Raw genomic sequence first — 24,274 nt, 5'->3', positions numbered from 1 at the left:
GGCTTTTCGACACGGCTTCCGTTGGGACTCCATGAGATTTGATATGCACTGTCTTCGCCCGCCGCCTTTCGAAAGTCAATGAAATCTAATCGATTATAATCGCTTGGTTACCGGTTGACTTCACAGGGTTGCAGCTTGCGCCGCCACCCCGCAGCGTGCGAACAGCAATGCCAGACACATGCAAATTTCGGCAAGCGGATGGCAATGCAGGCATTCTCCTCTCATGAAATCATAGCCGGTCATCATGACAGGGGCATGGTGCTTCTCGCGGACCACGCGATGAACCGCCTGCCCGCGCCCTATGGCACCCTCGGCCTCGATGACACGGCCTTTGCGCGGCACATCGCCTATGACATCGGCGTGGAAGGGCTGACCCGGCGGCTTGCCGCGCGGCTCGGCGTGCCGGCCGTGCTCTCCTGCTTTTCGCGCCTGCTGATCGATCCCAATCGCGGCGAGGACGATCCGACGCTGATCATGCGCATCTCCGACGGCGCGATCATTCCCGGCAACCACCCGATTTCCGAGGCGGAGTGGCAGCACCGCCTCGACACCTATCATCGGCCCTATCACCGGGCAGTGGAAACGGAAATTGCCGCGGTTGCGGAAGCAAGCGGCAAGGCTCCGCTGGTGCTGTCCCTGCATTCCTATACGCCGGCCTGGAAAGGCGTGCCCCGCCCCTGGCATGCCGCCGTGCTGTGGGATACCGATGACCGCGCCGTTCTGCCGCTGCTGTCCGGCCTTCGCGCGCCCGGCGATATCCTTGTCGGCGACAACGAGCCCTATGACGGCGCGCTGAAGGGCGATACCATGTATCGCCACTGCATGGTGAAGGGCATTCCCCATGCGCTTCTGGAGGTGCGTCAGGACCTGATCGGCGATGAGGCCGGCATCGCGGCCTGGGCCGAGCGGCTGGCACCGATCTTTTCCACCCTGAATGCCGATCCGGCCCTGCACGAATACCGTATTTTCGCCTCACGCACCGGGCCCTATGCCTGAGCGACGCCACCGACACGGAGGATACCGATGAGCGACCTGACCGAACAGCAGCGCCTGGAACTGGAAGCGGCTGCCTTCCGCCGTCTCGTCGCGCATCTGCGCACGCGCACCGACGTGCAGAACATCGACCTGATGAATATCGCCGGCTTCTGCCGCAACTGCCTCTCCAACTGGTATCGCGAGGCCGCCGAAGAGCGCGGCCTGCCCGTCAGCAAGGATGCCTCCCGCGAGATGGTCTATGGCATGCCTTACGAGGACTGGAAGCGGCTTTACCAGAACGAGGCGAGCGACAGCCAGAAAGCCGCCTTCGCCGCGAACAACCCGCACAAATGAAGGCGGCTTGCCGCGAAACGCCTTGACCTTGCCTTCCGTTCGCGGCAGGTGACTGCACCCACTCAAATTGTCCGAAAGACAGGAGGCCCCGATGTCTGATGCCCATGGCGTCGCCCGCGACCAACTCCGCGCCTTTGTCGAGCGCATCGAACGACTGGAAGAGGAAAAGAAGACCATCGCCGACGATATCAAGGATGTCTATGGCGAGGCAAAGTCGATGGGCTTCGACACGAAGATCCTCAAGAAGGTGATTGCGCTGCGCAAGAAGGACGAGCAGGAGCGCATGGAAGAGGACCTGATTCTCGATACCTACCTGCAGGCGCTCGGCATGGTGATTGCCCCGGACGAAGACGCCGCCTGACATCAGGCGACCGCCGACAGCCGAACCGGAATACAAAAATCCCGTCCACGCCTGATCGGTGCGGACGGGATTTTGTTTTTGGAGACGGCCGTCAGCCAGCCCGCAACAGGTCAGGGCTTGGCTGTGTTTCCACCGCTGAAGCGGTTGGGATCGATGTTCGCCGTAGTCGACACGGGCTTGAAGCCCTCGCCATAGGCAGCCGAATATTCGCTGCTGATCGCCCGGGTGATCAGGCGCGGCGCCTTCATCGAGGCAACCGCGTCGGTCCGCTTGGTGGCAGTGGCCCAGGCGGCCAGCATATTACCGGTCAGAACCTTGGTGCCGGGATTGGCGGGGGTTCCGCCCAGCTTCGTCACCGCGCCACCCTTGACCACCTTGCCAGGAGTGGTGGCTGGCGACGGTTTGGGGGGATCAAAGCCATCGTTGAAGATCATGCGGCCCACCTCGTCATTGGCAGAGGGCTGCGCGGCCGAGGCGACTTCGACATTGGGATCAGCCGTGGACTGAACGGATGCGGGCTGATGCGCGGCGGTTCGATAATAGTTGGCGCTGCGGGCCACCTCGGCCAGCATGCCCGGCGTCAGCACCGGCTGGCGGGAGAGCGGCGGAACCGCTTGCGGTCCCGTCGCGACTTCGACAGACGACGAAGTCGCATCCGGACGATGCGCCGGCAGCGGCACGGCGGCCAGCATGGCGGCACCGGTTTCGGTGCTGTTGACGGAGGCGGTCACGATTCTGGCAGGCTCGGCTTCGCCCTGCTGGCGGCGCGGACCAAGAAGCGTGGGCACCGGCACGACCATGCCGGCCAGATCGACCGGGCGGGCTTCATCCGGCCGCGCCATCGGCGTTGCGGGCGTTGCCGGAAGGGCCGCCTGCAGCGCCTCCTGCGCCGCATTGCGCGACGAGGGCAGAAGCGCCGTGGCAAGACCGCCGCCCTGCGGCGCCTCGCGGAAGGCCGGGCGCGCCAACGGAACCGGGGCGGTCATGTCAGGAGAAAGCGCGGCAACGGCCACGGGAGCCTGAGGCGGTGCGGCCTGAACGGGCGCGGCCTGCATCGGCCTTGCGGGGGTGGAGGGCTGCGCGGGCGCGCCTTCCTCATCCGCCTCGACCGCGGCCTGAACGGGCGCACGGGCGCCAGCGGCTGCACGCGGTGCCGGAGCGGAAATGGTTTCGGCATCCTCATCTTCGTCGCCGCCGCCAAACAGCATGGCCATCAGCGTATCGCCGCGCTTGCGCTGGCTGGAGGAGCCGACACTGCCGGCCGTACCGGCGATCTGGATCGAATCGGCGCCGACACGACGCTTGTAATCGGCAACAGCCTGCTCGTAGCCCGGCAGCGGCTTGCCATCGGCGGGAATATGCATGGTATTGCCGTTCGGGAACAGCTGCACCAGTTCATCGCGCTGCATGCGCGGCCAGGCACGCACGCTGCCGACATCAAGATGCACGAAGGGCGATCCGGAGGTGGGATAGAAGCCGACGCCGCCCACCTGCAGCTGCATCGCCGTGCGGCGCAGCGTGGCAAGCTTCACGCCCGGAATGAAGAAGTCCATCGCCTTGCCCTGCATGTGCTGGCTGTTCTTCGCCACGCCCTTGGTGCGCGACCGCAGCATGCCGTTGGTGGTGGGAGAACGATAGGCAGAGACGACATGGATGTAATCGGTGGCGCCGACGCGGCGATAGACTTCCCAGACCAGATCGAACAGGCGCGGGTCCATGCGGGTCGGTTCGTTGCGCCGCCAGTCCCGCAGGAACTGGTTCAACTGCTGCAGGCCCTTCGGATCGAAACGGCCATTCCGCTTGAAGGTGATTTCCGCATATTCGCCCGTGTGGACGAAATAAAGTTTCAGGCTCCGGGTCTCACCCGCAGCCGCGGCCTGGCCGACCTGCACCGACACAGCAGTGACGCTGAGCGCCAGCGAGAGGAAGGTAACCGCGACGCGCTTCAAGAAGGCTTGAAGCAAGCGCCTGACAGGCCGCCATCCGTTGTCACCCGAAGGCGTTGAAACTGCATACTGATACGGCAAGTCGTTCCCCGTCTGACAGACAACATCAGGCGTTGTCTCACATGACCGTGAATTGCGGTTACACGATGGCAAATCTGCCACACGTTCACAAGCCCTTCCTTCATAGTCAACAAATCCCTACCGAAAGGTTGACGAAGGATGACCGAACATACTTGCCCGAGAATGAATATGCGAATTTTCGGAGGCAGGCTCAGTGGGTGTGAGGCGGCGTGGGGGTTACGCCGCCTCCTTCAAAGGGTCGTCAGGATCGATCCCGTAATCCTTGAGCTTGCGGTAGAGCGTCGAACGGCCAATGCCGAGCTTGCGCGCCACCTGGCTCATCTGGCCGCGATAGAATTTCAGCGCGAAGCGGATGAGTTCCTCCTCCACATCGGCAAGCTTGCGAACCTCTCCTGTCTCGTCGGTGCTCACGATGATGTTCTCAGGTCCCCCGAACATCGGATGCGCGAGCGCCGATTCGGCGCGGGATTGGCGATAGGCCTCGGCAAAGCCGGCGTCTGATTCGTCGGCGTCGTCGGCATTGAGCGGCTCTGCCGCGGTTGCCAGAAGTTCCGGGCTCTGGAAGTCCGGGATCTGGGCGGCGATCTGCGGAAAATCCTTTTCCGTCAGTTCCGGCCCTTCGGCCAGCACCACGGCGCGGAAAATGGCGTTTTCCAGCTGGCGGATATTGCCCGGCCAGTCATAGGCGGTCAGAAGCGCCAGCGCACCCGGACCGACATGCAGCGCATGCTCCAGTTTCTGTTCTCCCGAAAAACGCTCGGTGAACACGCGGGCGAGATGCGGAATATCCTCCTTGCGCCGGCGCAGTGCCGGAATGGTGATCGGGAAGACATTGAGCCGGTAGTAGAGGTCTTCGCGGAAGCGGCCGGCACGCACTTCCTCGATCAGGTCCTTGTTGGTGGCGGAGACGAGGCGCACATCCACCTTCTGCGTCTTGCCGGCACCGACGATCTCGATCTCGCCCTGCTGCACGGCGCGCAGAAGCTTCACCTGCACGTCAAGCGGCAGGTCGCCGATCTCGTCGAGGAAGAGCGTGCCGCCATCGGCCTCGACGAACTTGCCCACATGGCGTTCCGTCGCACCGCTGAAAGCCCCCTTCTCATGGCCGAAGAGCACGCTTTCCACCATGTTGGAGGGAATGGCACCGCAATTGACGGTGATGAAGGGCTTGGAGGCACGCTCGCCGCCGGCCTGGATGGCACGCGCGATCATTTCCTTGCCGACGCCCGATTCGCCTTCCAGCACCACGGGAATGTTCGATTGCGCAGCGCGCTGGGCGAGATCGATGACCCGCAGCATTTCGGGGCTTGCCGAGACGATGTCACCGAAGCTGACGCTGGTGCCGCGATCACCGCGCACCGCCCTCACCTTCGCCTCGCGATGATCGACCTTGAGCGCATTGGAAATCGAGGCCGCGATCCGCTCCGGTGACACGGGCTTCACGACGAAATCGAAGGCGCCGGCCCGCATGGCCTGAACGACGGTATCGATGCCGCCCTGGCCGGTCTGAACGATCACAGGAGTGTCGATCCCCATCTCGCCCGCCGCCTGAAGGAAACCGAGGCCATCGAGTTCCGGCATCATCAGGTCCAGCACGATGACGTTGAACTGGCTTGGATTGCGCTTGAGGAACTCCAGCGCGATCCGGCCGTTCTCGGCCAGATGGGCGGCATGCCCGTAGCGCTCCACGGCGTTCTTCAGGAGGCGCCGCTGAACGGGATCATCGTCGACAACAAGAATATGGGCCGTCATGCTCGCTCCAGAATCATGTCTTTGTCCCACAGCGGGACCCAGTATGCAAGGTTGTCTCAGGCAGGCTTAAACATCCCGTTTTGAGAAATGCTTGCATTTTACCCGCCAGCCATGAAAACAACCAGAGACCCGAATATATCAGAGATTACAAGGGAGCCAGATCGTGTCATCCGCCTTTTCCGCCAGTCGCAGCAACCTTTTCAGGCATATTCCCTTTGTATCGAATGGAGCCACCTCCGCAAGTCCGTCCGATGCCGATCTTGGCGATTTGCCGAGCTGGAAGCTCGAGGATCTCTATCCAGCGCGCGACAGTGCCGAATTTGTTAACGATCTTGCCCGCTCCATGGAGATGGCCCTTGCCTTCGAGGCGAAATGGAAGGGCAGACTTTCAGACGCCGCCGCCCGCACGGGCGCCGAGGGACTGGGAGCGGCAATTGCCGAATACGAGGCGCTGGATGATCTCGTTGGCCGCATTGGCTCCTTCGCCGGCCTCACCTATTATTCGGATACGGCAAGCCCGGCCAACGGCAAGTTCTTCGGCGACGTGCAGGCAAAGCTGACGGATCTCTCCGCCCATCTCCTGTTCTTCCCGCTGGAGCTGAACCGCATCGAGGATGCGGTGCTCGAGGCCTGCCTGAAAGCCGATGAGGCCGCTGCCCATTATGCGCCCTGGCTGCTGGATCTGCGCAAGGACAAGCCCTTCCAGCTGGACGACCGGCTGGAACAGCTGTTCCTGGAAAAATCCATGACCAGCGCCAGCGCCTTCAACCGCCTGTTCGACGAGACGATGGCAGACCTGCGCTTCGAGATCGACGGGGAGACACTGCCGCTCGAGCGCACGCTGAACCTTTTGCAGGAACCGGAAGAGGGCAAGCGCCGCAAGGCTGCCGAAGCCCTCTCCAAGACCTTCGGTGAAAACCTGCGTGTCTTCACGCTGATCACCAACACGCTCGCCAAGGACAAGGAAATCGGCGACCGCTGGCGCGGCTTCGAGGACATTGCCGATTCCCGCCATCTCGCAAACCGCGTCGAGCGCGAGGTCGTGGATGCGCTGGCGGCAGCCGTGCGCGAGGCCTATCCGCGTCTCTCCCATCGCTATTACGCGATGAAGGCGAAATGGCTCGGCATGGAGCAGATGAATTTCTGGGATCGCAACGCGCCGCTGCCGGAAAGCCCCACCGCGCTGATCCCCTGGAATGAGGCCAAGGACACGGTGCTGTCGGCCTATGGCCGCTTCGCGCCGGAGATGGCGGCGATTGCCGGCCGCTTCTTCGAGGAGGGCTGGATCGATGCCCCCGCCCGCCCCGGCAAGGCGCCGGGCGCCTTCGCCCATCCGACCGTGCCCTCCGCCCACCCGTATGTGCTCGTCAACTATCTCGGCAAGCCGCGCGACGTCATGACGCTCGCCCATGAACTGGGGCATGGCGTGCACCAGGTGCTGGCCGGCGAACAGGGCGCGCTGATGTGCCAGACACCGCTGACGCTCGCCGAAACCGCCTCCGTGTTCGGCGAGATGCTGACCTTCCGTGCGCTGCTGGAGCGCACCACCGACCGGCGTGAACGCAAGGCCATGCTCGCCCAGAAGGTGGAGGATATGATCAACACCGTCGTGCGACAGATCGCCTTCTATGATTTCGAGCGCAAGGTGCACACGGCGCGACGCGAGGGCGAGCTGACCGCCGAGCAGATCGGTGAACTCTGGCTTTCGGTGCAGAGCGAGAGCCTGGGACCGGCAATCCGCATCTCGGAAGGCTATGAAACCTGGTGGACCTACATCCCCCACTTCATCCACTCGCCCTTCTACGTCTACGCCTACGCCTTCGGCGACTGCCTGGTGAACTCGCTCTATGCCGTCTACCAGAACGCCGAAAGCGGCTTCCAGCAGAAGTATTTCGAGCTGCTGAAGGCCGGCGGCACCAAGCACCATTCGGAGCTGCTCGCCCCCTTCGGCCTCGACGCCACCGATCCGGCCTTCTGGAGCAAGGGGCTTTCGATGATCGAGGGGCTGATCGACGAGCTGGAACAGGCCTGATTGCATCTTGACAGCATCTTCCCGCACAGGCTGAGTTGGCCGAAACGGGGGGATGCCATGGATCTGGATCAGCGATACGGCAGTGCCGTCCCGCCGCAGGCGCACGGCCTGCGGCAAGGGGAAGACATGTTCGCCCCCAGGTCGCTGGTCATGCTGGCAGAGACGGACGATGCGCCGGGTATCGTCGGTTTCATGCGCGCCGTTCAGGAGAGTTGCGCGCTTTCAGGCTTTTTAAGCGGCGGCTTTACCATCCTGTGGATCATCGATCGGGAGGGCGCGCTCCGCATCGCCGTCGAGGAAGCGTTTTCAGACGGTGACCGGCGAATACCGCTCATTAACGACATCACGGCTATGCTGCAGCAGTCAGGATGGAGCAAGCTCGGCCACCCATCCTTGCTCAATGAAGACAAGCTTGGACGGATCGCAGGCGAGGCAACCTTTCTGCCGGAGGACAATGTCTGGGAGATCAACAATCTGTCAGGCCGCTATGGATTGGGACTGGATCGCACCGCTACCCATCTTGAAAATGTCGCAGGCATCTTGCGTGCCTCTGGGCTGAGGATCATAATCGATTTCAATCAATTGAGGATGGCGTAATGGCGTTCCCGGACGACGGGCCATACATCTCCCGCAAACTGCGCTTTTCCGGCGCGCAGAGAGACCGCCTCAGATCGCGCTTCACGGGGGATAAAACTGCGACCCGGCAGTTCATCGATGAACTGTGGGATACCATCGCTCCGGACATGCCGGGCGCTGGCTGGCCGGACGAGGATTTCTATGTTCTTGGCGTGCAGGTCGCCGATATCCTGCCGCATATGTCGGTGGGCGAAATCACCGCCGCCTTTCCGAACATCCAGACCCACGCGCTCTACAATCCGCGGCTGGCATCGTTCCCGTTTGGCTTTGGCGGGCAGGAATTCGGCAGACTGTCCGATCCGGACGCGATTGCCGATATGGTGCGGCAACTCGATACCGAATCGTCATACCGGGTCGCTGCCGCGGTGGCTGGCTGACGGGCGCCTTGCCGGTGGAACGCGGGCACGCTATGAGCCCGCCACCTTCCGGCCGAGATTGGTGAAACGATCCCTTGCAAGCGCCCTCCCCTTCCGCCTACACCCTGTTCCGCGATGATCGGGCCCAGAAGAGCCTGCTCTTCACGCAGCCGGTGGAGATCGTCGTCGCACGCCGTGCGGACGAGATCCTGCCGGCGCTGGCACGGCTGGAGGCGGCACGGCGCGCGGGGTTCTGGCTGGCCGGCTATATCTCCTATGAGGCAGGGCATATCTTCGAGGAGAAGCTGCGGCATCTGATCGTCGCCGATCGCGAGACGCCGCTGATCTGCATGGGTCTGTTCGAGCGCCCCGCAACGCCCGACCATCCGCTGGCAGCACCGCCGGACGGGACGATGGCGGAGGACGAAGCCGCCCCCTTCCTCACCGAGCCGCGGGCCGCCTGGGATTTTCCGGCCTACCGGACGCGCTTCGACATCCTGCACCGGCATCTCAGACAGGGCGATTGCTATCAGGCGAACCTCACCATGCCGATCGCCGCCCGCTTCCGGGGCGATCCGCGCCGCGCCTTCTGGTCGCTCGTCGAGCGCCAGCCGGTGCGCTACGGCGCGCTGATCGATCTCGAGGCGGAGCACGGCGGCCCCATCATCCTGTCGCGGTCGCCGGAACTGTTCTTCAAGGTGGATGCGGCGCGGATGATCGAGACGCATCCGATGAAGGGGACGGCGCCGCGCGGCACCGATTCTGCCGACGACGAGGCGATCATTGCCGCCATGCTCTCGGACGAGAAGACCCAGGCCGAAAACCGCATGATCGTCGATCTGCTGCGCAACGACATCTCGCGCATCACCGAGGTCGGCACGCTTTCGGTGCCCAAGCTGTTTGCCATCGAGACCTATCCGACCGTGCACCAGATGGTCAGCCACGTTCAGGCGAAGCTTCGGGCGGAGATCGGTCTGCCGGAGATCCTGGAGGCGCTGTTTCCCTGCGGCTCGGTCACGGGCGCGCCCAAAATGTGGGCCATGCAGATTCTCGGCAGACTGGAGACAGGCCCCCGCGACGTCTATTGCGGGGCGATCGGCTGGTGCGATCCGGCCGGACCCATGCGTTTTTCAGTGGCCATCCGCACGCTGACCCTTTTCAAGACGGGCAATGCCGTCTTCAATGTCGGCGGCGGCATCGTGTTCGATTCGAAGGCCGAGACGGAATATGAAGAATGTCTTCTAAAAGCGCGCTTCGCAGTAAACCGGCAGCGGATTTCCTGCTGATCGAAACGCTGCGCTGGGAACCGGAACAGGGCTTTCTGAGGCTCGACCAGCATGTGCGGCGCCTGACGCGCTCGGCCGATGCACTGGGCTTTCGCGGGCCGCAGCAGGTGCTGGAGCAGCTGAAGGAGCATGTGTCGGGTTCCGACCCGATGCGCGTGCGCCTCACGATGACTTATCGCGGCAAGATCGAGGTGACGGCCACGCCCTTCGTGCCGGAACCCGAGGGCAAGGTCTGGCGCCTGCGGATCGCCAGTCACCGGATGGTGTCCGACGATGCGCTCTACCGCCACAAGACGACGCGGCGCGAACCCTACGAGATCGCACGCGCCGAGTTTTCGTCCGAGGAGGCCGACGAGGTTCTGCTGCTCAACGAGCGCGGCGAGGTCTGCGAGGGCACCATCACCAATCTCTTCGTCGAAGCGGCGGACGGGCAGCTGGTGACGCCGCCGCTCAACAGCGGCCTGCTGCCGGGCGTGCTGCGCGCCGAACTGATCCGCGAGCGCAGGGCCCGCTCGGAAGTGCTGCTGCCGAAGGATCTGGAGGGCGCCAAGCTCTTCGTCGGCAATTCGCTGCGGGGCCTTATCCCCGCGGAGCTTGCCGCTGCCGGCTGAGACCGTACGCGTGCGCCCCACCTCCAGGAAAACGCCATGCCCACCTATACCCCCTATGACGGCTCCGCGACGCCCTTCACCATCGGGCTTGCGCAGCTTGATCTGGCCGACTGGATCGAGCCGGATGGCGATCTTGCCGCCTATCTCGCGGAAAAGCGCCGGTTGCTCGCCAGCCACCGCGACATGATCTTCAAGGCCGAGGCCGGCACGGAAGGGGCGCAGGCCGAGGTGCTGGCGCTGCTTGCCGCCTACCTGCCGGATCGTCATCCGGACATTTACCGTAGAACGGAGGACCGCATCGAGATCGAGGCCGCGCCGGCGGTGACCCTTGCCGATGCCGCCCGGCCCGCCCTCGAAACCGCAGGGCTTCTGGTGCAGGACGATCTCGTCCTGATGCGCCGGGGAGATGCCGGCTGGCGCATCGCCGCCGCCTTCGTCGCCTTTCCCTCCTCTTGGTCGCTCGAGGAAAAGTTCGGCCGCGTGATGGACGAGGTGCATGCGGAGGTGCCGGATTTCCAGGGCGGCAGCCGCAATGCGGACCTCATCAACCGCATGTTCGACCGCCTGCCGGCCGATCGCGCCGTCAAGCGGCTCAACTGGTCGCTGAACTGGACGCACGAATTGTTCCTGCCCAAGGCGAAGAGCCAGCGGGTGATGCCGGACCTGCCGCCGGAGGAGGCGGTGCTTCGCGTCGAGCGCCAGACGCTGCGCAAGCTGCCGGAGAGCGGCGACATCCTGTTCACCATCCGCATCTATCTCGATCCGATCGCAGCCCTTGCCCGCGAGGCGGACGGCGCAGGCCTGATGCGCGCCCTTGCCCAACAGCTTGGCGCAATGAGCGAGGAACAGGCCGCCTACAAGGGTCTGTCGCGCAAACGCGAGGCGTTGATCACACGGCTGACGGAGGAGGCCGAAAGCCTCCAACTTTCACAGGTTCTGCCATAGGCCTGTTGTGTTCGCCCTCTTTATTGTGTGAGCGATTTGTGGTCTAGACGCCCCATACGCGCACGTAACCTTGCCGCAACACGGCCCTCACTGCTTGAAGATCCGAGGGACCGAAGGAGCTACAGATGACTGAAACCACCCATCCGGTTTATGCCGAAATCACCGGTCCGATCGTCATGATCGGCTTCGGCTCCATCGGCCGCGGCACGCTGCCGCTGATCGAGAGGCACTTCAAGTTCGACAAGAGCCGCATGGTGGTCATCGACCCGCGTGACGACGACAAGGCGATCCTGGAACAGCACGGCGTAAAGTTCATCCAGGCGCATGTCACCAAGGACAATTATAAGGAGCTGCTGAAGCCGCTGCTGACCGAAGGCGAAGGCCAGGGCTTCTGCGTCAACCTCTCGGTCGATACCGGCTCGCTCGATCTCATCAAGTTCTGCCGCAAGCTGGACGTGCTCTATATCGACACCGTCGTGGAGCCCTGGCTCGGCTTCTACTTCGACAAAAGCATGAAGAATGCCGACCGCACCAATTATGCGCTGCGCGAAACCGTGCGCCAGGAAAAGAAGAAGAACCCGGGCGGCACGACGGCCGTTTCCTGCTGCGGCGCCAATCCGGGCATGGTCTCCTGGTTCGTCAAGCAGGCCCTGCTGAACGTCGCCAAGGATGTCGGCCTCGAGATCGAGGAGCCGGCCTTCGATGATCGCGAAGGCTGGGCCAAGCTGATGAAGAAGGTCGGCGTCAAGGGCATTCACATTGCCGAGCGCGACACCCAGCGCACCAAGAACCCGAAGCCGCTCAACGTGTTCTGGAACACCTGGTCGGTCGAAGGCTTCATCTCGGAAGGCCTGCAGCCCTCGGAACTCGGCTGGGGCACGCACGAAAAGTGGATGCCGAAGAACGCCAAAAAGCACAAGAAGGGCTGCAAGGCCGCCATCTATCTGGAGCAGCCCGGCGCCAATACCCGCGTACGCACCTGGTGCCCGACGCCCGGCCCGCAATACGGCTTCCTGGTGACCCATAACGAGTCGATCTCGATCGCCGACTTCTTCACCGTCGAGAAGGATGGCGAAGCCGTCTACCGCCCGACCTGCCATTATGCCTATCACCCGGCCAATGACGCGGTTCTGTCGCTGCACGAAATGTTCGGCAATGGCGGCAATGCACAGCCGGTGCTGCATGTTCTCGACGAGAACGAACTGGTCGATGGCGTCGACGAACTTGGCGTGCTGCTCTACGGCCACGACAAGAATGCCTACTGGTACGGCTCGCGCCTTTCTCTCGAAGAAACGCGCCGGATCGCCCCCTACCAGAACGCAACCGGTCTGCAGGTCACCTCTGCCGTGCTCGCCGGCATGGTCTGGGCGCTGGAAAACCCGCAGGCCGGCATCGTGGAAGCCGACGAGATGGATTACAAGCGCTGCCTCGAAGTGCAGTCGCCCTATCTTGGCCCGGTTGAGGGTCACTATACCGACTGGACACCGCTCGATGGCCGCCCGGGCCTCTTCCCCGAGGATCTGGACGAGAAGGATCCGTGGCAGTTCCGGAACATCCTGGTGCGGACGTAAGTCCTGCCTCCGGGATCGGGATACGGCCCTGAATGTCCGCGGGGCGGCCCCTGTCAAAGCGGCCGCCTTGCATTAGATTAGCGTTCGCGCCATCGTCGGGCCTGACGATACTGCGCTCGAATCGCGGGAGACGAAAGAATGAAGATCAAAGGGAGCCTCGCGCTCGTTGCTGCCGCCATGATGCTGTCGGCCTGTGTATCATCCCCGGAGCCGCGCCCGATGCCGCCCGCGCAGCCGCAGGGTGTCGAGGGTGCCTGGGTCGATCCGAACGGCATCGTGTCCACGTTCCAAGGCGGCACGTTCAACACGCGCTCCACAGACAACAATGCCCTTCTCGCCTCGGGCACCTACATCAATACCTCGCCGACGCTGGTGGAAATCAACATGACGTCCATCGTGCGGCGTACCCAGTCGCGCGTCAATTGCGCTCTGGTCACCCCGACGCAGCTGAACTGCACCTCCGACACCGGCTCGCAGTTCTCGCTGACCCGCCGCGGCTGATCAGCCACAATTCCCGCATGCCCGAAACCCCGCTCCGGCGGGGTTTCTGCTTTTGGTTGTCCTCATCAAAAACATCGCCACTGTCACATTCGGCTTGAACTCCCGCGGCGGGAATGAAACCATCGACGTTGAATGGGTGTCACAATCACCTCATAAGAACAGGCGGGACAGGCGCAGGAACGGCGTCGACGTTAAGGAGAGAGCAACGGACATGATGAAGAAATTCGGTCTTGGCCTTCTGGCCGCAACATCGCTTGCCCTTTCGGCGGGCGCAGCCTTTGCCGATTTTGAACTCACCATCCTGCACATCAACGATTTCCACTCGCGCATCGAATCGATCAACAAATACGATTCGACCTGCTCGGCCGACGAAGAAACGAAGAACGCCTGCTTCGGCGGTGCCGCCCGCCTGAAGACCGCCATCGACCAGACCCGCGCTGGCCTTGCCGGCAAGAACGTGCTGACGCTGAACGCCGGCGACAATTTCCAGGGTTCACTGTTCTACACGACCTACAAGGGTGCCGCCGAACTCGAAGTCATGAACGCCATCAAGTTCGATGCCATGACGCTCGGCAACCATGAATTCGACGACGGCGAAAAGGCGCTGGCGCCCTTCCTCGAAAAGGTCCAGTTCCCGGTCGTGACCGCCAACATCACGCTCGACCCGAAGTCGACGCTGAAGAACATCAAGCCCTCGACCGTCGTCACCGTCGGCGGCCAGAAGATCGGCATCATCGGCGTCGTCACCACCGAGACGCCGGAACTGGCATCGCCGGGCCCCTATGTGAAGTTCACCGACGATGCGGCCGCGATTGCCGCCGAAGCGCAGAAGCTGAAGGCCGAAGGCGTCAACAAGATCATCGCGCTGACCCATATCGGCTACAACCGCGACCTCGAAGCCATCGCCAAGATCCCGGATGTGGACGTGGTCGTCGGCGGCCATTCGCACACGCTTCTCTCCAACACCGACCCGAAGGCTGCCGGTCCCTATCCGACGCTCGTCGACAATCCGGGCGGCTACAAGGTGCCGGTCGTCACCGCCGCCTCCTACAGCAAGTATCTCGGCGACATCACGATCACCTTCGACGATAACGGCGTGGTCAAGTCCGCCAAGGGCGATCCGATCCTGATCGATTCCTCCTTCAAGCCGGATGAGGCCATCCAGGCCCGCGTCAAGGAACTGGCCGGCCCGATCAAGGCGCTGCGCGAGAAGGTGATCGGCGAATCGGCCGGCCCGATCGACGGCGCCAGCACGGTCTGCCGCGCCAAGGAATGCTCGATGGGCAATCTGGTCGCCGATGCCATGGTCGACCGCGTGAAGAACCAGGGTCCGTTCATCGCCATCCAGAACGGCGGCGGTCTGCGCGCCTCCATCGGCGACGGCAAGGTGACAATGGGCTCCGTCATCACAGTACTGCCCTTCCAGAACACGCTCGCCACCTTCCAGCTGAAGGGGTCCGACGTGAAGGTCGCCCTCGAAAACGGTCTGTCGCAGATCGACGACGGCGCCGGCCGCTTCCCGCAGGTCTCCGGCCTCAAGTACACCTTCGACCGCTCCAAGCCGGCCGGCAGCCGGCTGGGCACCGTCGAGGTGAAGGATGGCGACAAATTCGTGCCGCTCGACCCGGAAAAGACCTACAATGTCGTCACCAATAACTATATGCGTGCCGGCGGCGACGGCTACAGCGTGTTCGCCAAGAACGGCAAGAACGCCTATGACTACGGTCCGGATCTCGCCGACGTGACGGCCGAATACATTGCCGCCCACGCGCCCTACAAGCCCTATACGGACGGCCGCATCACCGAAACCACACCGGCTGGCTATGTCGCCCCTGCCGCCAAGCCCGCCACGGCCGGCGCTGCCACCGCGGTTGCACCGACCAAGTAAGGGACGGCCAGGTCGGACAATTTGTCTCTGACGATCGACGGTCCGGGGCTTTCCCGGGCCGTTTTTTATTTCTAGAAAGAACCACTCGCCTTTTGCGGACGTAAATCGCGTCGACGCCCTCAGTATCGGACTCCTGCCCATGATGAACGCCTCCGCCGTCCACCTGCCCGCCGATCATCCGGAGGTCCGCTTCGGCAAGGTGGGCGTCCTGCTCGTCAATCTCGGCACGCCGGATGGCACGGACTACAAGTCCATGCGCCGCTATCTGGAGGAGTTCCTGACGGACCGCCGCGTGATCGAATGGTCGCGCCTGTTCTGGTATCCGATCCTCTACGGCATCGTCCTGAACAAGCGGCCGCAGAAGGTCGGCAAGGCCTATGAGTCGATCTGGAACAAGGAGTTGGACGAGAGTTTTCTGCGCACCTACACCCGCAACCAGGCGGAAAAGCTCGCCGAACGCTTCAAGGACATGCCGCATGTGCATGTGGACTGGGCGATGCGCTACGGCCAGCCGGCGATCCAGGCCAAGATGAACGAGATGCAGAAGGCGGGCTGCGAGAAGATCCTGCTCTTCCCGCTCTATCCGCAATATGCCGCCGCCACCACCGCCACCGTCAATGACGAGGCCTTCAAGGCGCTTCTGAAGATGCGCTGGCAGCCGGCGCTGCGCACCGTGCCCCGCTATCACGACGACCCGGTCTATATCGATGCGCTGGCGACCTCGATCGAGAAGCATCTGGCGACGCTCGACTGGGAGCCGGAGATCGTGATCACCTCCTATCACGGCATCCCGATGTCCTATTTCAAGAAGGGCGATCCCTATCACTGCCAGTGCTACAAGACGACGCGCCTGCTGCGCGACCGGCTGGGCTGGCCCAAGGAGAAGCTGATGGTCACGTTCCAGTCCCGCTTCGGGCCGGAGGAATGGCTGCAGCCCTATACCGACAAGACCGTGGAAAAGCTGGCCAAGGAGGGCGTCAAGCGCATCGCCATCCTCAATCCCGGCTTCGTGTCCGACTGCCTGGAAACGCTGGAGGAAATCGCCGAGGAAGCCGGCGAGGATTTCCTCCACAATGGCGGCGAAAAGTTTGCCCACATTCCCTGCCTCAACGACAGCCAGGAAGGCATGGCGGTGATCGAGCATGTGGTGCGCCGCGAACTGATGGGCTGGGTATAACACTGGCATCCTGACCACCGCGCCGATTGACGAGGCGGCAGAGGATCCGTCACCGTGGTGCCGGAAACATGATCTCCTCTGCGTCCGCGGGAATGCGCAGGCGATGGTCTCCAAGGCCGTACGCCTTAGCGGCGGCGCGAAGATCGGCACGGCTCACCGTCGCATGATCGAGCGAATCCATGTGCGTGGCGACCACGGTGGCAAGCGGCGCCGCCTCGCACAGGGCGATGGCTTGCGCGGCATCTATCACGATCAGGTCCTCGCCCCAGTATGCCCCGCAGGCATGGCTGACGATGACCTCTGGCGCGGTTTGCCGGATCGTGTCGAGTACCGGAGGATAGAGCACGGTGTCTCCCAGCCAGTAGAGGTGCGGCTCCCCTGCCGCCATCAGGCTGAAGCCCATCACTGAGCCCATCTCTGCCAGCACAGCTCCAAGGCCATGGCTGCCATCCCGTCGGGTGATCGTGATGCCGTTCCAGTGAAGTGCCGTCGCAAGCGGGGTGACATCCACGAAGCCCGCCGATCGCAGCGTCTCCTCGTCCCCCGGCTGACACAGGATCGGCACGTCTTTCGGCAGACGTGCTCTGGCAACCGAATCGAAATGATCGGAATGCAGATGCGAGACGATGACCAGATTGACATCCTGCAGGATCGCTTCGACCGGCATCGGCAGATCGACCAGTGGATTGTTCGATCTGCCCGCATAGGAGGGCAGGCTGTGTTTCGGCGCAAAATAGGGATCGATCAGGATGACACGACCGGCATAGGCAAGCCGGAGCGTTGCATTGCGGATCAGTTGCAGCTTCATGAAATCGTTCCGACGGCAGGCTCGCCTGCGCAAGGCGCAGAGGCGAGAAAATGCGTGAGCGTCAGCACATGCTGCAGGCCGATCGCCTGGGCAAGCTGCAGAGAGGGCCGGTTCGTTTCTTCCACCACATAACGGCCCTGGACACCGCGCCTTGCAAGTTCGGCGATCGCGGAGCGGACGACGCGTGCGGCATGGCCCTGACGCCGACGATCCGGCCGCGTCGAAAGCCCGCCGACTTCCCAGATATGACCGTGGTTCTGGAAGGCAAAGCAGACCGATGCGACATCATCGCCATGGCTGTCTTCCACCACGAAGGCATGGCCCGATGCCAGCAGCGGCATAAGCCAGTCGCGCTGATAGCCCCGCGCCTCCAGCAGGGACCAGGCCTGCGGCAGCGGATCGTCCGTCATCGGCAGCCGTGGATCTGTCTGGAGAGATGGTGCGCCAAAGCTGCCGGTGAAGGACAGGAAGCTTGTCGTGCGTCTGAGATCAAACCCCTCTGCCACGACAGCGCGATCTGCCTCTGCTGCCAGCTTGAAGACGACGCTCACGCCGCATGGCACATGGTCGAGCAGCCGGCGCGTCAGATTGGGGCCGTCGCTCGCGATGAAACAGACGAATGCTGCGCCCGGATAGGTCTCGCGGTCATAGGGGCTGGCCGCAACCTGCAAAAGCACCAGCACGGCCTCCCCCTCCTCTCCGCGCACGTGAAAGCTCTCGGTATCCTGCGGATAGGACTGCAGATACTTCAGGAGCGAAATCGACGTGAACGGATCGCGGCTCAGATAGGTGTAAACGTCACACATCATGGGTTCCAGCACGGCTTTGGGGCAGACTGCGCCGGACGGCATTGATGGTCCAATCAAGAGATGGAATGCAAACGCCCGTTCAGACGCCGCGCCGGTTGCCCCACAGCAGCACATGCAGTTGCGGCAGCACGGTCGCGGCAAACCAGCCCTCGGCCATCACCCGGTCCAGCAGCCAGTGCATGCGCCCCATGATGCCATCGAGGTCGATCACCGCATCGTCGGTTTCCGGCGGCGGGGGCGTGTGGTTGCCGGGCTGCAGATAGACCGGCAGCGAGCGACAGAGCGCGGCGACCTCCCACGCAAAGGCGAAATCCGCCTCATCGAAGATGACGAATTTCAGCACCGTGCGCGGGCCGCCGGATGCCGCCTCGACGGAGGCCAGCAGGGCTTGCGGATCGAACGCCATGCCGCTGGAAGGCGGCTTTGGTGAGAGCACCAGCACGTCAAGATCGGCAAACCAGTCCCGAGCGATAGACCCCTGCGTTTCCAGCGCGAAGCGATAGCCGCGGGCATGACCATGGGCGATCAGGCCGCCGAGTGGCTGGATCGCCGGATTGCCGCCGGACAGCGATACCATCAGCGGACGTCCCCCGGACAGCCTCTCGACCTCGCTCCAGATCGCCGCGACGCTCATCGACTGCCAGTCGGCGCGAAAGCGGCTTTCAACCGCATGCAGGCTGTCGCACCACGAACAGCGAAAATCACAGCCGCCGGTGCGCACGAACACCGTCGGCTGGCCGATCAGCACGCCCTCGCCCTGGATGGTCGGCCCGAAAATCTCGCTGACGCGGATCAGCGATCCCCCGGCTTCCGTCACGGACGATACTCCGCCCAGGTCTTCGGCGTCTCACTGACCTTGACCGCCGCCGTTTCCGGAAAGCGTGCCTTGCACCAGTCGTAGAAATGCCGGGCCAGGTTTTCCGCCGTGCTCATCGAGGAGCCCAGCACCTCGTTCAGATGCCGGTGATCGAAATGCTCGTCGATATAGGTCTTGAGCACCTTCAGCTCGTGATAGTCGCGCACGAAGCCGTCGGCATTCAGCGTCTCGCCGGCCAGCTCCACCACCACGATGTAATTGTGGCCGTGCAGGCGAGCGCACTGGTGATCGGCCGGAAGATGCGCCAGCTGGTGCGAGGCGGAAAAGTGAAATTCCTTGGTGATGCGGTACATGGGCAATCAGACCTCATCCGCACGGAAGCCGGCGGTGGCCGCCTTCCAGAAATCCGGATCGTCATAGGCGGTCGGGTCCTCGACGCCGGCCAGATGGAAGGCCTCGCGCCGCTCCACGCAGGTGCCGCAGCGGCCGCAATGCCGCTCGCCGCCCTTGTAGCAGGACCAGGTTTCGGCAAAGGGCGTGCCGACGCGCGCCCCTTCGGTGACGATGTCCGCCTTGGAGCCCATCACGAAGGGCGAATGCAGCACCACATCGGCATAGCCTTCCAGCGCATGGTCCTGCATCACCTGGAAACTGTCGATGAAGCCTGGGCGGCAGTCGGGATAGATGAAGTGATCGCCGCCATGCACGGCAATCGCCACCGCTTCCGCCTGGCGTGCGGCGGCAAGGCCGAAGGCAATCGCCAGCATGATGGCATTGCGGTTCGGCACCACGGTGACCTTCATGGTTTCTTCGGCATAGTGCCCGTCCGGCACCGCCACATCATCGGTCAGCGCCGAGCCGGAGAGATGCCGGCCGATATTGGAAATGTCGATGATCTCATGCGGCACGCCGAGCCGTTTCGCCGCGAGAGCTGCGAATTCCAGCTCCTTGCGGTGGCGCTGGCCGTAATCGAAGGAGATCAGGCCGATCAGGGTATGTTCGGCCGCCACCTTGTAGGCAAGCGACACGGAATCCAGTCCGCCGGAGCAGACGACGAGGGTTTTCATGGCAGGTATCCTTGTTTTGACCGGGTAGGCTGCGACCGGAGAGTAACGCGCGGGCCTTAGCCGAATTCCGCTCCCCTTGCAAATCAAGAGAGGAATCCTGGCCTGGCACTGGTCTCGCGCCAGCGGAAACCATACATCCTGGTTAACCGCAGGAACCCTTGGAGGGATATATGCCGCTGTCCGGCTTCGACATCGTCGTCATCGCGCTCGTGGTCTTCGTCATTCTCGTGCTGTTTGCCGGGATCAAGACGGTGCCGCAGGGCTATCGCTACACTGTGGAGCGTTTTGGCCGCTATACCCGCACGCTCGATCCGGGCCTCAACCTGATCCTGCCCTTCATCGACAAGCTCGGCGCCAAGATGAACGTGATGGAGCAGGTGCTGACCGTGCCGACGCAGGAGGTGATCACCAAGGACAATGCCAGCGTCTCGGCTGATGCGGTGGCCTTCTATCAGGTGCTCAATCCTGCCCAGGCCGCCTACCAGATCGCCAATCTGGAAAACGCCATCCAGAACCTCACCATGACCAATATCCGCTCGGTGATGGGCTCGATGGATCTCGACGAACTCCTCTCCAACCGCGACCTCATCAACGAGCGCCTGCTGCGCGTGGTGGACGAGGCGGTCGGTCCCTGGGGCATCAAGGTGACGCGCGTCGAGATCAAGGACATCCAGCCGCCGCGCGATCTGGTGGAAGCCATGGCGCGCCAGATGAAGGCGGAGCGCGAGAAGCGCGCCCAGGTGCTGGAAGCGGAGGGCTCGCGCAATGCGCAGATCCTGCGCGCCGAGGGCGCCAAGCAGGCGGCCGTGCTGAAAGCCGAGGGCGAGCGCGAGGCCGCCTTCCGCGAGGCCGAAGCCCGCGAACGTCTGGCCGAGGCAGAAGCCAAGGCAACGCTCGTGGTGTCGCAGGCGATTGCCGGCGGCGAGATCAACGCCATCAACTACTTCGTCGCGCAGAAATATACCGAGGCGCTTGCCGCGATCGGCACCGCCTCGAATGCCAAGATCGTGCTGATGCCGATGGAGGCTTCCTCGCTGATCGGCTCGCTCGGCGGCATCGGCGCGATTGCCCGCGAGGTGTTTGGCGAGACCGCGCAGAACGTCCAGCCGGTGCCACCGCGCACCGTGGCCGCCCCGCGCAGCACGCCGGCCGTCAATCCGTTCAACCGGCCGGGCAGCGAGGGTTAAGGCATGATCCCGCAGATGGTCGTGGCCCTCGGCCCCTGGAGCTGGATCATCATCGGGCTGGTTCTGCTCGCGGCGGAACTTGCCGCGCCCGGCGTCTTCCTGATCTGGATCGGGCTTGCCGCCATGCTGGTGGGCGCGCTCTCCCTGTTTTTCTGGGAGCAGAGCCTGTGGAGCTGGCAGCTGCAGCTGGTGATCTTTGCCGCCCTTGCGGTCGCCATCACGCTCATCGGTCGCCGCCTGTTCGCCCATGCGCATGGCGAAAGCGACGAGCCGATGCTGAACCGGCGCGGCGACAGCCTCGTTGGCCGCACCGCAACGCTCGCCGAGCCGATCCGCGAGGGCCGCGGTCGCATCAAGCTGGATGACAGCTGGTGGTCGGTCTCCGGGCCGGACCTGCCGGCCGGCATGCGGGTGCGCGTCGCCGCCTGGACCGGCACGGAACTGATCGTGGAACCGGTCGTCGGCTGAGCGACGGGCGGCCAAACGCCGTCGTCAGGCGACGCCGATGCGCAGAAGATCGTGAAAATGCACGAGGCCAATCGGCTTGCGCGCCTCGTCTATGACAATCAGCGCGCCGATATTGTGCTTGTTGATCAATCCAAGCGCTGCCGTCGCAAGCGTCGAAGCGACAATCGTCTTCGGCGTTACCGTCATCACGTCATCGACGCAGAGTTCGCCGAGATTGCGGTGCAGGTTGCGCGCCATGTCGCCTTCCGTGACGATACCCGCCAGCGTGCCATCCTCATTGAGGACGATGACGCAGCCGAAATGCTTGTGGGACAGTGTGCGCACCGCGTCGGGCATCGGCGTTCCACGTGCCACCAGCGGCAGGCGCTCGCCGGTATGCATGATGTCGCCCACATGGGTGAGGCTCGCTCCCAGCTTTCCGCCGGGATGGAAGACGTGGAAATCGGTTGCGGTAAAGCCGCGCGCTTCCAGAAGCGCCACCGCAAGCGCATCCCCCAGCGCCAGTTGCATCAGCGTGGAGGTGGTCGGTGCCAGCCCGTGCGGGCAGGCCTCCTGCTCGGCCGGCACCAGCAGCACCACGTCGCTCTGGCGGGCCAGCGAGGCCTGCGGCGCGCAGGTGATCGACACCAGCGGAATGGAGAAACGGCGCGTATAGGCGATGATGCTTTTGAGTTCGGCGCTTTCGCCCCCCTTGGAAATGGCCAGCACCAGATCATTGCCGGCAATCATACCGAGATCGCCGTGATTGGCCTCGGCTGCATGGACGAAAAAGGCCGGCGTGCCGGTGGAAGCGAAGGTTGCCGCAATCTTCGCGCCGATGTGGCCGCTCTTGCCGACCCCCGTGACGATCACGCGGCCTGAAATGCCGGCGATCAGCGCGATCGTCTCACGCAGGGGTTCCGCGAGCCCGTTGCCGAGGGCCGCCTCGAGCGCGCTCAGCCCCTGCTTTTCGATGGATATGGTGCGCAGCGCCGAGGCAATCACATCGGCCTGATCGGGGAGAATGGCTTTGCTGTTCATGCCGCTGCCATAGCGCGGCGGACGGCGGAAGTCCATGCGGCACCCGGTCCCGGCGGTGCAAGGAACCACAAGCGGCCCGCAACCAAGGATTAACCCTGTTCCTTTAGCATTTGCTCACCATGGCGTCGCGCCACGACCCGCAGTGCATAAGGCTGTTCATGACCCGCATCCCTCTCCGTCACGGCAACCCGGCCCGGCATTTTCGGCCGGTGGCGCTGCTCGTGACGGCGGCGGCGCTGCTGGCGCCGGCGCTTGCGTCCGCGCAATCCCTCGTCACCGACGGCGGCGATGCGGGGACAACGGATGCGGCTTCCGCGGCCGGCAGCCCCCCGAACCCGCTTGGCGCAACAGTGCTGCGCATGGGGCTGCGGCAGGACGTGCCGCTGAGAAGCGACGGCACGGATGCCGATGACCTGAACACGCTGATCGAGGGGGCGCAGAACCTGCCGGAACCGACAATCGACGGCGACAATGCAGGTCGCACAGCGGATGACGGTACCGGTATCCGGCTCGGCAGCTTCATGCTGCGACCAACAATCAACGAGAGCATCAACGGCGAGCGCACCCGCATTGGCGGCAGCGAGACACGCCGCACCTATGCCGCCACCGCCGTCAACGGCACGCTGTCCTCCGACTGGTCGCGCCATGCCCTGACGGTGACGGCGGAAGGCACCCATGAGCGCAATCTGAGCGGTAATGCCAGCACGAAGCCGGAAGGACGCATCGACGCCGACCTGAGACTCGATCTGGCCGATCAAACCGTGGCGCATCTCACCGGCGGCTATGCCTTCCAGCGGGAATCGACCAGCGATCCGAACGCGGTGAGCGGCGCCACCACCCAGGCCGGCGTCAACCGCTATAGCACCGGCGCCTCCCTCTCGCGCGATTTCGGAATTCTGCGCGGTACGGCCAGTCTCGCGGCCGTGCGCTCCACCTATGGTTCGGCGCGCTTTGCCGATGGCAGCCGTCTTTCGCTTGGCGACCGGGACCGCTGGGCCGTCGAGGGCCGACTGCGGCTGGGTTACGAACTCTCCCCCGCCCTCATTCCCTTCATCGAGGCAAGCCTCGGCCGGGCAATCTACGACGATGCGCGCGATAGCTCCGGCTATGCCCGCTCATCGCACAGCTATGGTGGCCGCGGCGGCCTGCAGTTCGATTTCGGCGAGAAGCTGCGCGGCGAGTTCGGGATCGGCTACGCCACCGTCGATTACGAGGATGCCCGTCTCGCCTCGCTCGGCGCCGTCACCCTGGACGGCACGCTGTTCTGGTCGCCGCACCGGGGCACCGATGTCGATGTCGGCCTGCGCACCACCCTGCAGGATTCGACAGCCGCCGGCGTCAGCGGCTGGCGGGAATACCAGTGGACGGCCGGCCTCTCGCAACAGGTGCTCACCCGCCTGACCGCCCGCCTCACCGGCTCCGTCACGCAGCGCAACTTTTCCGCAAGCCCCGACGAGACCGACTGGCAGACCGGCTTCGACCTGATCTGGAACCTCAACCGCTATTTCGATCTCACCGCCAATCTCGGCTACGAGCATACCGGCAATGCGAGTGGCCCGGACAGCAACTTGGTGCGCGCCGGCATCGGCGTCAGCCTGCGGCGATAGGGCGTCCCCTCTCTCGCGA

Annotated in this window: 23 protein-coding genes and 2 pseudogenes; 16 read left to right on the top strand and 9 right to left on the bottom strand. The window is 63.7% G+C overall.

Translation table 11 applies throughout. The annotated features are described in order from the left end of the window. Nucleotides 1-204: 204 nt before the first annotated feature. From FNA46_RS23970 to FNA46_RS23960, 3 genes are all read left to right on the top strand, one after another. Nucleotides 205-996, top strand: coding sequence for an N-formylglutamate amidohydrolase (locus tag FNA46_RS23970; protein WP_143127752.1), 792 nt, complete (start codon nucleotides 205-207; stop codon nucleotides 994-996). 27 nt (nucleotides 997-1,023) lie between these two features. Next, the gene (locus tag FNA46_RS23965; RefSeq protein WP_143127733.1) at nucleotides 1,024-1,329 is read left to right on the top strand and encodes a DUF1244 domain-containing protein; all 306 of its coding nucleotides are present in this window, start codon (nucleotides 1,024-1,026) and stop codon (nucleotides 1,327-1,329) included. A 91-nt stretch (nucleotides 1,330-1,420) separates the two neighbouring features. After that, nucleotides 1,421-1,690, top strand: coding sequence for a DUF2312 domain-containing protein (locus tag FNA46_RS23960; RefSeq protein WP_143127732.1), 270 nt, complete (start codon nucleotides 1,421-1,423; stop codon nucleotides 1,688-1,690). Between the two features lie 110 nt (nucleotides 1,691-1,800). On the opposite strand, the gene FNA46_RS23955 is transcribed toward FNA46_RS23960, so the two are convergent. The 3 genes and pseudogenes from FNA46_RS23955 to FNA46_RS23950 all read right to left on the bottom strand — a co-directional run. Further along, nucleotides 1,801-3,639: a peptidoglycan L,D-endopeptidase MepK gene (locus tag FNA46_RS23955; protein ID WP_425468805.1), complete on the bottom strand. Its 1,839-nt coding sequence runs from the start codon at nucleotides 3,637-3,639 to the stop codon at nucleotides 1,801-1,803. Nucleotides 3,640-3,933: 294 nt separating this feature from the next. After that, nucleotides 3,934-4,110 (bottom strand): annotated as a pseudogene (locus tag FNA46_RS26690) (helix-turn-helix domain-containing protein); the annotation flags it as partial. Between the two features lie 173 nt (nucleotides 4,111-4,283). Beyond that, nucleotides 4,284-5,469: pseudogene (locus FNA46_RS23950) on the bottom strand (sigma-54-dependent transcriptional regulator); the annotation flags it as partial. A gap of 208 nt (nucleotides 5,470-5,677) precedes the next feature. Between FNA46_RS23950 and FNA46_RS23945 the strand changes: the two are divergent. The 10 genes from FNA46_RS23945 (at nucleotide 5,678) to hemH (ending at nucleotide 16,472) form a co-directional block, all read left to right on the top strand. Further along, nucleotides 5,678-7,501 carry a M3 family oligoendopeptidase gene (locus FNA46_RS23945; protein ID WP_143127750.1) on the top strand — a complete coding sequence of 608 codons (1,824 nt, stop codon included), beginning with the start codon at nucleotides 5,678-5,680 and terminating at the stop codon, nucleotides 7,499-7,501. Nucleotides 7,502-7,558: 57 nt separating this feature from the next. Next, on the top strand, nucleotides 7,559-8,098 hold the full coding sequence (locus FNA46_RS23940) for a hypothetical protein (RefSeq protein WP_143127729.1): 540 nt from the start codon (nucleotides 7,559-7,561) through the stop codon (nucleotides 8,096-8,098). After that, nucleotides 8,098-8,514 (top strand): hypothetical protein, encoded by a 417-nt coding sequence (locus FNA46_RS23935; RefSeq protein WP_143127728.1) that lies wholly within the window; start codon nucleotides 8,098-8,100, stop codon nucleotides 8,512-8,514. Before FNA46_RS23940 ends, FNA46_RS23935 begins: the two co-directional genes overlap by 1 nt. Before the next feature lie 74 nt (nucleotides 8,515-8,588). Next, entirely contained in the window at nucleotides 8,589-9,779 is a 1,191-nt protein-coding gene (locus FNA46_RS23930; protein WP_143127727.1) for an aminodeoxychorismate synthase component I, read from the top strand. Beyond that, nucleotides 9,728-10,390 (top strand): aminotransferase class IV family protein, encoded by a 663-nt coding sequence (locus tag FNA46_RS23925; RefSeq protein WP_143127726.1) that lies wholly within the window; start codon nucleotides 9,728-9,730, stop codon nucleotides 10,388-10,390. The genes FNA46_RS23930 and FNA46_RS23925 overlap by 52 nt, the downstream gene beginning before the upstream one ends. Before the next feature lie 36 nt (nucleotides 10,391-10,426). After that, complete coding sequence (locus FNA46_RS23920; protein WP_143127725.1) at nucleotides 10,427-11,335, top strand: heme-dependent oxidative N-demethylase family protein; 909 nt, start codon at nucleotides 10,427-10,429, stop codon at nucleotides 11,333-11,335. Between the two features lie 125 nt (nucleotides 11,336-11,460). After that, nucleotides 11,461-12,906: a homospermidine synthase gene (locus FNA46_RS23915; protein ID WP_143127724.1), complete on the top strand. Its 1,446-nt coding sequence runs from the start codon at nucleotides 11,461-11,463 to the stop codon at nucleotides 12,904-12,906. A 138-nt stretch (nucleotides 12,907-13,044) separates the two neighbouring features. Then, nucleotides 13,045-13,407 carry an outer membrane lipoprotein Omp10 gene (omp10, locus tag FNA46_RS23910; protein WP_143127723.1) on the top strand — a complete coding sequence of 121 codons (363 nt, stop codon included), beginning with the start codon at nucleotides 13,045-13,047 and terminating at the stop codon, nucleotides 13,405-13,407. A 211-nt stretch (nucleotides 13,408-13,618) separates the two neighbouring features. Further along, nucleotides 13,619-15,295: a bifunctional metallophosphatase/5'-nucleotidase gene (locus FNA46_RS23905; protein WP_143127722.1), complete on the top strand. Its 1,677-nt coding sequence runs from the start codon at nucleotides 13,619-13,621 to the stop codon at nucleotides 15,293-15,295. Nucleotides 15,296-15,437: 142 nt separating this feature from the next. Continuing rightward, the gene (hemH, locus tag FNA46_RS23900) at nucleotides 15,438-16,472 is read left to right on the top strand and encodes a ferrochelatase (RefSeq protein ID WP_143127749.1); all 1,035 of its coding nucleotides are present in this window, start codon (nucleotides 15,438-15,440) and stop codon (nucleotides 16,470-16,472) included. A 49-nt stretch (nucleotides 16,473-16,521) separates the two neighbouring features. Here hemH and FNA46_RS23895 read toward each other — a convergent pair whose 3' ends face one another. The 5 genes from FNA46_RS23895 to queC form a co-directional block, all read right to left on the bottom strand. Next, nucleotides 16,522-17,280, bottom strand: coding sequence for an MBL fold metallo-hydrolase (locus FNA46_RS23895; RefSeq protein ID WP_143127721.1), 759 nt, complete (start codon nucleotides 17,278-17,280; stop codon nucleotides 16,522-16,524). Next, the gene (locus FNA46_RS23890; protein ID WP_185969980.1) at nucleotides 17,277-18,089 is read right to left on the bottom strand and encodes a GNAT family N-acetyltransferase; all 813 of its coding nucleotides are present in this window, start codon (nucleotides 18,087-18,089) and stop codon (nucleotides 17,277-17,279) included. The genes FNA46_RS23895 and FNA46_RS23890 overlap by 4 nt, the downstream gene beginning before the upstream one ends. Nucleotides 18,090-18,168: 79 nt before the next feature. Continuing rightward, on the bottom strand, nucleotides 18,169-18,924 hold the full coding sequence (queE, locus tag FNA46_RS23885; protein ID WP_143127719.1) for a 7-carboxy-7-deazaguanine synthase QueE: 756 nt from the start codon (nucleotides 18,922-18,924) through the stop codon (nucleotides 18,169-18,171). After that, a complete protein-coding gene (queD, locus tag FNA46_RS23880; protein ID WP_143127718.1) occupies nucleotides 18,903-19,259 on the bottom strand; it encodes a 6-carboxytetrahydropterin synthase QueD in 357 nt (118 codons plus the stop codon). The genes queE and queD overlap by 22 nt, the downstream gene beginning before the upstream one ends. Before the next feature lie 6 nt (nucleotides 19,260-19,265). After that, nucleotides 19,266-19,973: a 7-cyano-7-deazaguanine synthase QueC gene (queC, locus tag FNA46_RS23875; protein ID WP_143127717.1), complete on the bottom strand. Its 708-nt coding sequence runs from the start codon at nucleotides 19,971-19,973 to the stop codon at nucleotides 19,266-19,268. 170 nt (nucleotides 19,974-20,143) lie between these two features. Between queC and FNA46_RS23870 the strand changes: the two genes are divergently transcribed. Both FNA46_RS23870 and FNA46_RS23865 read left to right on the top strand, forming a co-directional pair. Then, nucleotides 20,144-21,160 (top strand): SPFH domain-containing protein, encoded by a 1,017-nt coding sequence (locus FNA46_RS23870; RefSeq protein ID WP_143127716.1) that lies wholly within the window; start codon nucleotides 20,144-20,146, stop codon nucleotides 21,158-21,160. Between the two features lie 3 nt (nucleotides 21,161-21,163). Continuing rightward, entirely contained in the window at nucleotides 21,164-21,628 is a 465-nt protein-coding gene (locus FNA46_RS23865) for an NfeD family protein (protein ID WP_143127715.1), read from the top strand. A 24-nt stretch (nucleotides 21,629-21,652) separates the two neighbouring features. Here the strand turns inward: FNA46_RS23865 and FNA46_RS23860 are convergent, their stop codons facing one another. Beyond that, nucleotides 21,653-22,648: a KpsF/GutQ family sugar-phosphate isomerase gene (locus tag FNA46_RS23860; RefSeq protein ID WP_143127748.1), complete on the bottom strand. Its 996-nt coding sequence runs from the start codon at nucleotides 22,646-22,648 to the stop codon at nucleotides 21,653-21,655. Nucleotides 22,649-22,806: 158 nt separating this feature from the next. Here FNA46_RS23860 and FNA46_RS23855 point away from each other — a divergent pair, with 158 nt between their 5' ends. Then, nucleotides 22,807-24,255: an outer membrane beta-barrel protein gene (locus FNA46_RS23855; RefSeq protein ID WP_185969979.1), complete on the top strand. Its 1,449-nt coding sequence runs from the start codon at nucleotides 22,807-22,809 to the stop codon at nucleotides 24,253-24,255. Nucleotides 24,256-24,274: the final 19 nt, after the last annotated feature.

Origin of the sequence: Affinirhizobium straminoryzae (assembly GCF_007004135.1) — a bacterium.
Taxonomy (GTDB): domain Bacteria; phylum Pseudomonadota; class Alphaproteobacteria; order Rhizobiales; family Rhizobiaceae; genus Neorhizobium; species Neorhizobium straminoryzae.
This window is presented reverse-complemented; position numbering and strand designations above follow the sequence as displayed.